9 protein-coding genes are annotated in these 13209 nt (G+C 61.6%); 2 read left to right on the top strand and 7 right to left on the bottom strand.

The genetic code is table 11. The annotated features are described in order from the left end of the window. Window positions 1-34: 34 nt before the first annotated feature. Window positions 35-1543 carry an amidase gene (locus tag ABEA06_RS05210; RefSeq protein ID WP_345310810.1) on the top strand — a complete coding sequence of 503 codons (1509 nt, stop codon included), beginning with the start codon at window positions 35-37 and terminating at the stop codon, window positions 1541-1543. A 66-nt stretch (window positions 1544-1609) separates the two neighbouring features. Then, complete coding sequence (gene pgm / locus ABEA06_RS05205; RefSeq protein ID WP_345310809.1) at window positions 1610-3244, top strand: phosphoglucomutase (alpha-D-glucose-1,6-bisphosphate-dependent); 1635 nt, start codon at window positions 1610-1612, stop codon at window positions 3242-3244. Window positions 3245-3331: 87 nt separating this feature from the next. Here the strand turns inward: pgm and ABEA06_RS05200 are convergent, their stop codons facing one another. The 7 genes from ABEA06_RS05200 to ABEA06_RS05170 all read right to left on the bottom strand — a co-directional run bounded on the left by ABEA06_RS05200 (window position 3332) and on the right by ABEA06_RS05170 (window position 13066). After that, window positions 3332-3874 carry a hypothetical protein gene (locus ABEA06_RS05200; protein WP_345310808.1) on the bottom strand — a complete coding sequence of 181 codons (543 nt, stop codon included), beginning with the start codon at window positions 3872-3874 and terminating at the stop codon, window positions 3332-3334. 546 nt (window positions 3875-4420) lie between these two features. Continuing rightward, window positions 4421-5380 carry an Abi family protein gene (locus ABEA06_RS05195; protein WP_345310807.1) on the bottom strand — a complete coding sequence of 320 codons (960 nt, stop codon included), beginning with the start codon at window positions 5378-5380 and terminating at the stop codon, window positions 4421-4423. A gap of 175 nt (window positions 5381-5555) precedes the next feature. Next, window positions 5556-9647 carry a type ISP restriction/modification enzyme gene (locus ABEA06_RS05190; protein WP_345310806.1) on the bottom strand — a complete coding sequence of 1364 codons (4092 nt, stop codon included), beginning with the start codon at window positions 9645-9647 and terminating at the stop codon, window positions 5556-5558. Continuing rightward, window positions 9587-10390, bottom strand: coding sequence for a restriction endonuclease (locus tag ABEA06_RS05185; protein WP_345310805.1), 804 nt, complete (start codon window positions 10388-10390; stop codon window positions 9587-9589). The genes ABEA06_RS05190 and ABEA06_RS05185 overlap by 61 nt, the downstream gene beginning before the upstream one ends. Before the next feature lie 61 nt (window positions 10391-10451). After that, complete coding sequence (locus ABEA06_RS05180) at window positions 10452-10979, bottom strand: DUF4411 family protein (protein ID WP_345310804.1); 528 nt, start codon at window positions 10977-10979, stop codon at window positions 10452-10454. Next, window positions 10980-12143 carry an ImmA/IrrE family metallo-endopeptidase gene (locus tag ABEA06_RS05175; protein ID WP_345310803.1) on the bottom strand — a complete coding sequence of 388 codons (1164 nt, stop codon included), beginning with the start codon at window positions 12141-12143 and terminating at the stop codon, window positions 10980-10982. It abuts the gene before it with no gap. 242 nt (window positions 12144-12385) lie between these two features. Then, a complete protein-coding gene (locus ABEA06_RS05170; protein ID WP_345310802.1) occupies window positions 12386-13066 on the bottom strand; it encodes a metal-dependent transcriptional regulator in 681 nt (226 codons plus the stop codon). Window positions 13067-13209: the final 143 nt, after the last annotated feature.

Below are 13209 nucleotides of genomic sequence, written 5' to 3'. Positions count from 1 at the left end.
AGGCTGAGAGTACGACAACCCGCCGAGGAGCACCGTGGCGCACTATCCGACACTCACCGAGACCGTCCTGGCATTGCGTAACGGCCAGGTCAGTAGCGAGGACACCGTGAGGTCCTCACTCGAACGCATCGATGAACTCAATGAGTCCCTGGGGATGTTCATTCACGTTAACAGCGAAGGCGCCCTGGAACGGGCTCGTGAGGCGGATGAACAACTGGCCGCGGCGGCGTCGGCCTCGTCGGACCGGTCCGAGCTTCCCACGTTACTGGGCGTGCCCACGGCCCTGAAGGACGGGCACGACGTGGCGGGCATGCCCACGACATTCGGGAGTCTCATCAGCCGTGACGATGACGGCGAGTTCCCGATCGCCACGGACTCCGAGCCCCTCGCGCAGACCCTGGAGGCCGCCGGGGCGGTGCTGCTGGGTAAAACGCAGGTGCCGGAGTTACTGCTCAATTGTTATTCCGAGAACAGGATATTTCCGCCGGCGCGCAATCCACATTCACCGCGGCACAGCCCGGGAGGGTCGTCGGGAGGTCAGGCGGCGGCGGTGGCCTCCGGGGTGCTGTCCGGTGCCATAGGCTCCGACGGCGGCGGTTCAATCCGGATTCCGGCGGCCGCGTGCGGCCTGATCGGGCTCAAGCCCAATCGCGGACGCGTACCGAGCAACGACGCCCTGAGCAACGTGGGGCAGCTGGGTGTCAACGGCCCCATTACGCGCACCGCCTTGGACGCAGCCCTTCTCATGGACGTGCTGTGTTCCACACCGGGTCACACCGCAATCCATCGGCCGGTGACGGCCGTACCGGAGCGCTCCTTCACGTCCGTGGTCAGCCGCGCGCTGGCAGGGGACGACCCGTGGGGTGACCGACCGCTGCGGATCGGAGTGTCGACGGCGTCTCCTTTCGAGGGCACCTACGACATCAAGGTGTCGCCCGAGGCGCAGCTGGCACTGGCCGAGGGAGTTCGTCAGCTGCGGGCGTTGGGGCACCACGTTGAGGATGCCGACACCAGCTACGCACCGGGTTACGCGGACTCGTTCTTCAAGCTGTGGACGACAGCGGTGGGGCAGGTCCCCTTGGCGGAAGGGCAGGACTCTCAGCTCACCGGTCTGGCTCGGCACTTCCGCGCCGCGGCGCTGGATCGCTCGGCGGTGGATTTGGCGGACGCCGTGAGCGCCATCCGGGTCTTCGAGGCGGACACCATTGCCCAATATGCCCCGTACGACATGATTCTCACCCCCGCCCTGGCCATGCCACCGCGGCCCATTGGATGGTTCTTCGAGGGCTACGACATGACCGACCCCGAAGGTGCAGAGTTCGACTACATGCGGCAGTGTCAGTACACCCCGTACACCTCGTTCGTCAACGTCGTGGGGCTCCCGGCAATCACCGTTCCCACCGTGTGGACGCAACCGGAATCCGGTGACTACCCCGGCGAGGTACCCATGGGTGTGCAACTGGTGGGAGCGGCGTCGTCGGAGGCGTGGCTGCTGGCCCTGGCCGCGCAACTGAACCCGCCCACGGACCCGCCGTCCGCGTGAGCGCCATCGAACGGAACATTGCGTCGTGTCACTGACGGGCGGGGGTTTCCCGAGTAGGTTTGGGGTATGGCGAACCGTGCGGGCACCGTAGCCCAACCCAGTGACCTTGTGGACATCGATCAGCTGATCGCGGCGTATTTCGACCGCGTACCTGACACCGGTGATCCCGATCAGCGAGTGGCGTTCGGTACGTCCGGGCACCGCGGATCCTCACTCAAGACCTCTTTCAACGACACGCATATCGCGGCCATCACGCAGGCGATCGTGGAGTACCGCGCGGGGCAGGGCATTACCGGCCCGCTGTTCATGGGCAAGGACACGCATGCGTTGTCCGGGCCCGCGCAGGACACCGCGCTCGAGGTGCTCGCGGCCAACGAAGTGGCCGTGCTGCTGGATTCACGCGAGGGTTTCACGCCCACCCCGGCGCTGTCCCACGCGATCATCAAGTACAACGCGTCCGGGGCGGACGAGCAGGCGGACGGCATCGTCATCACCCCGTCCCACAACCCGCCGGCCGACGGCGGCTTCAAGTACAACCCCCCGCACGGCGGCCCCGCGGATTCGGATGCCACCGAGTGGATCGCCGCGCGCGCCAATGAGCTCATGGAGGCCGGGCTCGACGGCGTGCAGCGCGTCTCGCACGAGGCCGCCCAAGCCGCGGCGACCACCGGCAGCTACGATTTCTTGGACTCCTACGTCTCGGATCTACCGTCCATCATCGACCTGGACGTGATCGCGGAATCCGGTCTGCACATTGGCGCGGATCCCATGGGTTCCGCCTCCGTGGCGTACTGGGAGGAGATCAGCAAGCGTTTCGGGCTGAACCTCACCGTGGTCAACCCCGAGGTGGACCCCCAGTGGGCGTTCATGACTCTGGACTGGGACGAGAAGATCCGCATGGACTGCTCCTCCCCCAACGCCATGGCCTCGTTGATCGGTAACCGCGACAAGTACGACATTGCGACCGGTAATGACGCGGACACGGACCGGCACGGCATTGTGACCCCGGATGCAGGGCTCATGAATCCGAACCATTACCTGGCCGTGGCGATCGATTACTTGTACCGCAACCGTTCGGGCTGGTCCTCAGATGCGGGGATCGGCAAGACTTTGGTGTCGTCGTCGATCATCGACCGCGTGGCTGAGTCGCTGGGGCGGCGACTCGTTGAGGTGCCGGTGGGCTTCAAATGGTTTGTCCCGGGTCTGATGGACGGCTCCATTGGCTTCGGTGGCGAGGAGTCCGCGGGCGCATCCTTCCTGCGGATGGACGGGTCCACGTGGACCACCGACAAGGACGGCATCATCCTGGCTTTACTGGCGGCGGAGATCACGGCGCGCACGGGCAAGACGCCGTCGCAGCGCTACGCGGAGTTGACCGAAGAATTCGGCGATCCGGTGTACGAGCGCATCGACGCCCCCGCCAACCGCGAGCAAAAAGCCGCCTTGAAAAAGCTCTCCGCCGAGCAGGTCACCGCGGACACCTTGGCCGGTGAGCCCATCACCGCCAAGCTGACCGAGGCCCCGGGCAACGGCGCGGCCATCGGCGGTTTGAAGGTCACCACCGAGAGCGCCTGGTTCGCCGCCCGGCCCTCCGGCACCGAGGACGTGTACAAGATCTACGCCGAGTCCTTCAAGGGCGCCGAGCACCTGGCGCAGGTGCAGCAGGAGGCCAAGGCGCTGGTGGATTCGGTGATTGGGTAAAAGTTTCTGCCTCTCATGACATGCAGGGCAGGGGATCACGGGTGCCGACTCGATCCCCTGCCCATTGTCTTGAAGCAGCGGGGGTGATCACCGGCGGTTGAAGATGCCATCCACCAAATTGCTGGGGCGCTGCTGCTCACCCTGCTGGGCGCCCAGCACGACCACCGTGCCGCTTGCCGCGGGAATCAACCACTGCACCACCTTGAGCTGCTTCTGGGCCTTCTTCAGCTCCTCAGACGCACCGGCTCGCGGTTCAGTGACGCCTTCGGCTCCCTGATCGGCCAGCTCTCCCACCTTCTTGCCCAGCACGCCCGCGTACAGCGTCAGACCCATACCGGCCAGGGTGACGGCGGTCTTGACGGCCGTATTGCTGCTCGCGCCCTTCTGCTTGGCCAGGCGGGCCTTGTTGCCGAGAATCAGTCCGACGCCGCCGATCGTGTGCGCCATCAAGGCGCCGGTCTGCACGGGGGTCCATTTCGCCCAGCCGATGGTGGACAGCCGGGTACGTTCCTTCGGGTCCTTAGCGGCCGCGGCCGCCCCATTGAGGCCGACGGCGCCCATCAGCGAGCCACCGAACCAGGCAGCTGCGCCTAGGTCGTGCGCGGAGCGGGAAAAGAGATTGTTGGCCACGAGGAACTCCTTCTGAATACTTCGAACATTGGGACTGCCCATATTAGACAGCTGCCTTATGACCGGTCTAGCCCCCGGCAGAACTGATCCACCCGCCTCGGGTCCCGCGGCTTCACCGTTGATGCTCTACGGCGGTATCTCATTCATGTCGGCGAGGAACCCGCCCAGGGTAACTTCGAAGATCATTCCGCGGGCCCGGCTCTCATGCGCAGCAGAAGGCGCCCCATGGGCCTGCTGGGGCCGGCGTGAGGTCATCGCGGATCTACGTGCTCGACACGGGTCCGGCCCTTGGGAGGCCGATTACGGATCGCAGTCCATGATTTACGACTTCTGGTGGCACCAGGACGCCCAGGTGCTTGAGCTCAGGACGTCACACGATCCGACGCAGACGTTCGGTTTTGCCGGGGTGGTGATCGACGTCAGCGGCCCGATACGTCCTCGGCTGAAGAGCATCGTGAAGGGCCGGGTCTCTCCACGGCGGCACCACCCTTCACCCCCAGGTCCAGCTCGCCGGCGCACTCCCCACCCCCACCTCCCCACATCAACTCACGCAAAAAGTGGATGGGTGTTCCAACCGTTTGGAACCCCCATCCGTGAGATTGGTACGATTTTCACGTCCGGATACGATCTCATAACCGCAGGAATAAGTCTTGAATCACCCACCTTCAGTTGCGTTAACAAGAACTGGATCAAGGCGAGCTGCGCGAACGTGCGATTTTTCAAGGATTCAAGAGAGGCCAGCTCCGGCTTTCTACCACTCTCCGGCAATTTAGGTTTCAAGGCGTAGACGCGGTTGAACATCCTTCCGTGGTGAGCCGCATAGTTGCGCACGATATTCAGGCTTTTGAGCCAAGAATCTAGTTGAGCCGCAGTCAGATCAACCTCAGCAGCAATGGCGTCCCGAACTGCGTTCGGTGACAAGCCATACAGGTGCGTCATCTTTCCCCAGTCCAGGATTTCGACAGCCACCCAAACCGGCAGTTGGCCCCCGTACCTTTCTCGATGATGCTTTACAAAATCTTCTTGAGAACGATTTAGCTCGTTTTCGTATTTTTGAGACCAATTCGTGAATCTGGACGAAGCTGTGGCCGTACCTGATTTCCGCGCCGTCGGCCCCAGCAATTCCGGCCGAAAATGCACTTGCGGATCTATTCTTCCCAGCTCGTGGCCAAGAAGGGCCCGGATGCTCAGTTCAATGGGTGCAAGGGAGGTGAAAACCACTGCTCGCAACCTGACATCGAAGTCGTAGAGCGCCAGGACATCCCCGAATGTGGTGCCAGCCTTGAAGGTGTCCCCGCGGCCAGAGCCATCGAGTTTGAACTCCCGGAACGAGTACCAGTAACCGCTCAACCGGTAATAGCTGACGCGTCGCAGTACTTTGATGGCCCAATCGGCATCTTCCACCACCATGCCGCGAGACTCGAGAAGCTCAACTTGCTCCTCGTACGTCCTGAACAGCTTGCCGGGAAGGAACCCTTCACTGGGGGCACCGGTTGACTTTTTCATCCGCGCATCCTCACTGGGAGCAGCTCCGGGACAAAATGAGGACCGGCCCTGGACCCAATGGGCGGAACCGGTCGTGATGCCTTTGAGTATACCCGAATTCGACCCCTGGGGGACATGTTGTCCCGTCGGGTATTACAGACAGAACAGAAGACCGCATCGTTGAGCAGCCCCGGCTTCACCCCAGCTCCAACTCCGGTAGGCCCGCCACAATCCCCATGGTCTCCACGCTCACAGTGGTCACACGCTTGATGAGGTTCACGATGTAACGCGGGTCCTCGTGCTCCGCAGCCCAGTCGTTGGGATCGTTCACGATTCCCGACGCCTTGTCCGTCTTCACCCGGTACCGATCGATGATCCAGTCCAGGCCCGAGCGCGCCCCGAGCATGTACTCGTGTGCCTCGTCCGGGATGCCGCGCAGCGTCACGTTCGCGTTGTACACGATCGTCGACAGGTCCTTCGAGCGGGCGTTGCCGCCGTACCGCGGCTTGGTCACACGGTAGAAGTCCGGATCGGACTCATCATTCGTGCTGTGCTCCTCGACCAGCGGATACGGCTCGACGGACTCGTAATCGACGTGCAGCCCCATGAGCCTGCGCCCCGCCTCCGCGAACGCCCGGAAATCCTCCGCCGACCCCGGCAACGGAATCCGCGGCAACTGCCGCTTCAGATCCGCCGCAAACGTCTCCCGGTACTGCGGCGAATGCAGTAGCGCGTACACGCTCGCGAAGATGTCGTCCTTGCTCACGCCCTCCCCGAACGCCTCCCGGTAACGCGCCAACGCATCGTCACTCACGTTGTCGATCCTGCGATACCCGCCGACGACGTCGCCCCCCTCCCCCTTCAGCCCCAGGTCCAGTTCCCCGGGGCTTGCGTCCCCGAGCGGTTCGTAGGTGTAGCGGGAGAAGAACTGACCACTGCTACTGCCCCACATTGCAAGGTCAGGGATGGTATCTGTTGCAAGCAGCGAAAACGGCTTGTCGGACCCAGCACCTACGACGTAAAACCCGTAGTTCTCGTGCTGCGAAGTCGGGAACATGGACGGTAACTGGCTGCGCTCATGGTTGTAGCCGGGTGCGAAGTAAAGATTCTGCTTCGAAAATGGGCGATAGATACCCGTCCGCAAAGCTTGAGGTGAAAGTTCAAGCGCTCGATCTTTGGCTGCGAGCTGCCGCAGGGACCGCGACCAGGATAATTTCGTGGGGTCAGCAGACTGCGGATCAGCTTTGAGCCAATAAGCAACATCTTCTTGGGAGCGTTTTACTCGAGGAGCAGCAGCATATGCATTTCGGGCGTAGTCATACCTCTGGGTCATCAACTCGATGTCATTGTTTAGGCGCGTATTGGAGTAGTTATAGGCCCACGCGTCACGGCCCGATTCCAAGCCGCGTGTGAAGGTATTGAAGATGGCCTTTTGCGACAGACGTTTTCCTTTGTCCCCCAACGGCGCGAACTCCTGGAACGCAGAGGAGGACTGGTTAAGCCACTCCCCCTTCTTATTCGGAGTGATGGTCTGCCAATCATCGCCGTTCAATCCCGCGGAGTCGATGATTTCCAACTTCTGCCCGCGTGAGAGGTAGTCCCCGATGTCCCGGTAATGCAGCTCGCAGTCACCGGTGTGGGCGGGGTCCTTGACCGCGAGCAGCACGGCCACCGTCGTACGGCTTCCTCCCCCGAAGACGTTGCCCGCTTCTTTCTTGCGGAGATCACCAGCCCCGCGCGCATTGCCGCGGGTGTTGAACACGTACAGATGATCGAAGTCCTTAACCAGCGACTTCCGAATACCGTCGGCAGAGTTGCCATTGATGTACCCGCCGTTGGTCACGTACGCCAGCACGCCGCGATCACCGATCCGGTCGGTGCCCCAGCGCATGGCGCGCACGTAGGAGTCGTACAGGCTGTTCTTGTTCTGCCCGCTGCCGAGCTTCGCGTAGGTATCCCGGATCCGCCCGTCCAGGGACGGATACGCCAGGTTTGCGTTGTTGTCGTTCGCGCTCGTCTGACCCACCGAGTACGGCGGGTTGCCCACGATCACGCGGATATCGCTGCCCAGCTGTTTCTGTGCCCGGGTGTTGTTCCCGACGAACACCGCAGAGTCGATGACGTCCTTGTCCTCGGACATCTGGAACGTGTCGCCCAGCACAATACCCTCGAACGGCACGTAGTACCCGCCCTGCACGCCGTGGTAGGTGGCCTCGATGTTGATCGCCGCAATGTAATAGGCCAGCAGCATGATCTCGGTGGCGTGCAGTTCCTCGGCGTACTTCCGGGCCAGGTCGTGGGGAGTGATGATCCCGGATTGCAGCAACCGCACGATGAATGTGCCGGTCCCCGTGAAGGGGTCCAGCACGTGCACGCCTTCATCGGTGAGCCCGGCCCCGAAGTGCTGGCGGGCCAGCTCGTCCACCGAGCGCAGGATGAAGTCCACGATCTCCACGGGCGTGTACACGATGCCCATCGCGTCGGCCTGTTTGGGGAAGGCTTTCGTGAAGAAGTTCTCGTAGAGCTCGGTGATGATCCGCTGCTTGCTATCTGCGTTGTCGATCCCCGAAGCGCGGCGCCGCACGCTGTCGTAGAAGCCGGCCAGCACGGCCGTCTCCGACTCCAGGTTGTTGCCCTCCAGCGTGTCGAGCATGTGCTGCATGACCTGGGAGACCGGGTTGTGCGCGGCGAAGTCGTAGCCCTCGAACAGCGCGTCGAATACCGGTTTGGTGATCAGGTGCTGGGACAACATCGAGATCGCATCCGACTCCGTGATCCCGTCATTCAGATTCGCCTTCAGGGCGGTCACGAAGCGCGCGAACTCCCGCTCGACCTCCGGCGCCGGGTCCTGCCGCACGAGCGCGGCGATCCGCTCGGTGTGCTTGGCCGCGACCTCGGCAATGGTTCCCGCCCAGTTCTCCCAGTACTCGCGGTCGCCCACCTTTTGCACGATCTTTGCGTAAATCGCGTCCCGCCACTCATGCACCCCGCCGAAGTCCAGGTCCAGCGTCCCCTGCTCCCCCTGCTCGGGACCGGGCACCCGGACCACGGAGTCGTCGTCCACGGTGACGGGAATGATCTCCAGCCGATCGTCCCGGTTTTGATTCAAATCGATTTGGTTGACCATGGCCTCGAAGCGGTCGTCATGCGAGCGCAGCGCGTTGAGCACGGACCAGATGACCTTGTACTTCTTGTTGTCCTTGAGCGCGACCTCCGGGGTGGCCCCCGCGGGGATCCCCACCGGCAGGATGATGTAGCCGTAGTCCTTGTTCTTGGCCCGGCGCATCACCCGGCCCACCGACTGCACCACGTCCACCTGCGAGTTGCGCGGGTTCAGGAACAGCACGGCGTCCAGGCTGGGCACGTCCACGCCCTCAGACAAGCAGCGCGCGTTGGTGAGGATCCGGCAGGTCTTCGTCTCCGGTTCCGCTTCGAGCCAGCGCAGCTTGCTACTGCGCTGCGCGACGTTCATCGTGCCGTCCACGTGTTCGGCGGCCAGCAGCAACTCCTCCGGGTTGTCCTCGGTGAGCTGTTCGCTCACCCGCTCGAACATCCGCGCGAGCCGCTGCGATTCCAGGATGTTCGCCGCAAAGGCCACCGCCCGTTGCATCGGCTCGACGCCGCCGCGGGGCGACGCCGCGGCGTCGTCGTCCTGACCCTCGCGGCCGGTGCCGCGCGTGGAGAGGCCCTGCCAGCACCCGACCATGCGGGCGACGTCGTCGATGTTGAGCTGGCCGTCCTCGTCGGTGAGCAGGCCCTGGAACTGGCGCGTGATGGCGGCCTCGTCCACAGCGAGCACCAGGACCTTGTAATCGCTGAGCAGCCCGCCCTCCACGGCCTCACCGAAGCCCAGGCGGTGGAACTCGGGGCCGAACAGCGCCTCGTCGTCCATGGAGGCGACCACCACCGAGTTCTCCTGGGCCTTGCGCTTGCTGCTCTCGTCGAACACGCGCGGGGTGGCGGTCATGTACAGCCGCTTGGCGCCGCGCAGGAAGGACTGGTCGTGCACGCTCACGAACGCGGACTCGTCGGTGCCGGCAAGGGTGGCGCCGGTGGTGCGGTGGGCCTCGTCGCAGACGATGAGGTCGAAGTCCGGGAAGCCGAGCGCCTGGGCCAGGGAGAGCACCTCGATGGACTGGTAGGTGGAGAAGACCACGGTGCGGCCCTCGAATCCGGGAGCGGCGCGCAGCTGGGTCATGAGGCGCTCGGCGTTGGTGGTCGCGGGGATCACGAGGTCGGTTGTGGAGATGTCGTCGTCCGTGTTCTTGCCGACCTGACGTCCGAGCACACGGCGAACGCGCGGAAGTCTTCGTCCGCGTCACGTTTCCACTCGGTGAGGGACTGGGCGAGCAGGGAGATGGACGGAACCAGGAATAGCACCGTTGCATCCGGAGGGGTCTGCTGCTGCATGATCTGCAGCGAGGTGTACGTCTTGCCCGTGCCACAGGCCATGATGAGCTTGCCGCGGTCATGTTCCGTGAAGCCGGCGGCCACGTCCGCAATAGCTTTGATTTGATGGGGACGCGGTGCCTTCTTGTCGTCCGTGCGGACCATGTGATCGGGCTGATCCAGGCTGAACTGAGACCAGTCGATGGGCGCGTCAGCCAGCTGCTCCAGACCCAGTGTGATCATGGGCGGGTCCAGCCGCTCGATAGTATCTCGGGCGTTCTTGCCCATCTCCTGCAGGGAGGTGGAGACCAACATGCGATCAGAGAACTCACCCGTGGCCGAGGCGGAGATGAAGCCATCGATATCTGACTTACCGATCTTCTCCTGGGGGTCCTTGAACTTGCACTGGATAGCGACTTTCTCACCGGTGGCTGACCTGAGTCCCACCAGATCCACACCCGTATCCGTGCGGTTGCCCTTGTCCGGGTACTCGTCCCACATCCACACGTTACTGAACGAGTAAGCCCGATCCACCAACAGGTACGACCGTACGAGCCGTTCGAACTTGGTCCCTTGGTCTCGCTTGTCCAGCGCACCGTAGTACAAAGTATCGAGCAACTGTCCGAATGCGTCCTGGGTCATGGTCCCCATTATTCATGCGTGTGCACCGGAATCGGGGCAGGTTACCCAGTGGTTTCGCCGGCTACTTCGGACAGCTCATAGAGCCGAACAAGGAAGCATCCGATTCCGGTGCGAGAACAAATTTCGCTCCGCACCTCTCGAGCATGGTGAACGGATCGGTCCACTGCACGCCCATTGCATCGCACGCGTCAGGGATAAGGACCCTTTTTCTTGAACCAGGCTGCGGTCTTTCTTCGGTCACCACCGTTGCTCCAAGAGCAAGAGCCTGAGCTACGAGCTCGAAGTCAGCGGCGGCTAAAAACTGATGTTGCGCGACTTGGGTATACTCCCCCTTTACAACCCACTGAGCCAGTTCCGTGGAACTTTCAACAAACTTCCGTGCGGGGATTTCGAATAGGGACTTGTGATGTTTCACCCATTCAGTTAGGTCGTCTCCGCCAGCTTCCAACTCTTTTTGTACGCTCACAACACTCGCGACTTCACGGCTCATATTTGCTTGGTGGAGCCAATCCCAGAAACCCGGCACCACTTTAAATCGATAAAAACGTCGCTTCGCTGATATGAAGACATTCGCGTCCAGAAGGTACATCTACATGATCCCCAAGTCCCGGCCCAGTCTGTCGAAAATGTCGCTTCTTTTTGTATCTAGCAAATGATAGGCCGTCCCATACAGTGTACGTCCCCGCAGAGTATCGTTGATGAGCGCCGAGGCAAATTTGCGACTCACCCTTAATGGCTTGACATTGTAATAATTTCCACCGGAACGAGACTTTTTTCTGCCCAGGAGTCCCCCGATCCGCTCCACCTCACGGCTATATGCGGATCTAAACGAATCCCATTCCACCAATCCACCATCGTGAAGCCTGTTGAGGACCACCAACGTGCTGACCATATAAAGACCGGCCAACCGTTCGAGATCTAACACATCGAGAGAACCGTGGAACTCATGCCGAAGCGATTCCAACGGCACGAGCACTTCGCCGGCAACCCTGTTGCACCACCGCTCGATGGTATTTTTAGACGGACCTTGCGGCCGCAGAAAGCTGTCGCTGACTCCGCTTTCTCCGAGAAATACATGGCAAATTTCGTGGACAAGCGTAAAAATTCTGGCCGCCTGAGTATCCGCACCGTTGATAAAGATCAGAGGTGCGCGATCATCAACCAATGCAAATCCTCGAAACTCAACCGGATCTAAAAGACGGTGTGTGTAGTCACCAACCATCCCGCTCATCATCACCAAGATTCCCTGGTCTTCGGTTATCCGTGTAAGATAACGGAGCGCTTCACGCTGATCGCGAAACATTTCGCGACTGGCTAGGGAATAATCAAGAAAATTTCGAACATCTTGCGCGGCATCACTAATGGATTGACCAATAGATGCGGAACCCACGAAGTTCAATGGATTCATCTCTTGAGAAATTAAGTACTGCCGATACCAATCCTGACGTTCCTGACAAATGTATATGACGTCCAACAGGCCCGAACTAGGTGGGCCTACATCGCCATTGCCCATAGTCCGAAAATCGGGAATAGGCATACTTTCCGCAGGTGGTTCTTCTAGAAAAAAGGATCCAAACGGCGTGTGTGTGAAAGAGGCAAAAGCATGTAGCTCTTCATATGTCGGTGCCGCAGCTCCCCGCTCCCATTGGTTCAACTGCGGGAATCTGCTTTCGACCTCGCCCTGAGGTACGTCCGACCTTCTTGCGGCCCAACGCAAAACAGAGCCAGCAACGGGTACTTGCGGATGCTGCATGGCTCTCCTCTCAGGTGATGAAGCCCTCATGTCGTGTGAGTCATAACGCTACTTGGTTGGCACCATCAAAACCATGATCTGTCACTCACCTGTAAGTCCATCATGCTGAAAGTCGGCCGCTACGAGCTCATAACCATGGGCCGCTACGAGATCGCCTAAGTCTGCAATGACATTCCGGTCCGCAAAACTGCTTCTGTGCGGCCCTGGAATGCATTTTTCGGGACTGGGATGTTGGGGTGGCGCTAGACTCGCGTCACCCACACCGCTTCCGCGGCGAGCACGCCTATCCTGACCACGGATGCCGCGGTGGCTGCCACTATCGACACCGCAACCATCCCCGGCAACCCCGAATCCGGCAGCACCCGTAACCTTGTACCCGGCACCACGCCCACACCGGCCAAATAGCGCAACGTTGCGGGATCGTCATCGGAGACCCGCACCACCTCAACGGCCACGGGCCCCCGCACGTCCGCCAGCTGCACGGCAGTGGGCGCGGCGATCTCTCCGGCCGGTGACGGAATCACATCCCCGTGCGGATCCGCAGCCGGATGCCCCAGCAACGCATCGATCCGATCCAGGAACTTCTCCGATACTGCGTGCTCGAGGACCTCGGCCTCGTCGTGAATTTCATCCCACGCGTAGCCGAGCTTGGTGGTCAAAAACGTCTCCAAGAGGCGATGCCTGCGCACCATTTTCACCGCAATGGCTTGCCCCTCATCGGTCAGCTCGACCACACCGTAGGACGGTCGCGTGACCATGCCCTGCTCGGTCAGCTTCTTGAGCGCCTCGGACACCGTGGACGCCGCCAGCCCCATGCGAGAGGCCAGGGTTGTGGTGGTGACCTTTTGCGGGGACCACTCCCCCAATTGCCAAATGGTCTTCAGATAGTCCTGGGTGGCGGAACTGAGTTCTGCTGGTTGCACGTGTCCAGGGTATCGGTCGACCCGGATTAGAATTTGGCGGGCGGTACTCATTTTCGGCCGCCCGTCAGACGCCACGCGCCGCTGTCAGGAGCCATCATGAGTTCGTCACCGTCCACTCCTCCTCCCACCACGAGCGACGCCGC

This window comes from Kocuria gwangalliensis, from assembly GCF_039544365.1.
Taxonomy (GTDB): Bacteria; Actinomycetota; Actinomycetes; order Actinomycetales; family Micrococcaceae; genus Kocuria; species Kocuria gwangalliensis.
Note: the sequence above shows the minus strand (reverse complement) of the source record. Positions and strands in the feature narration are given on the sequence as shown.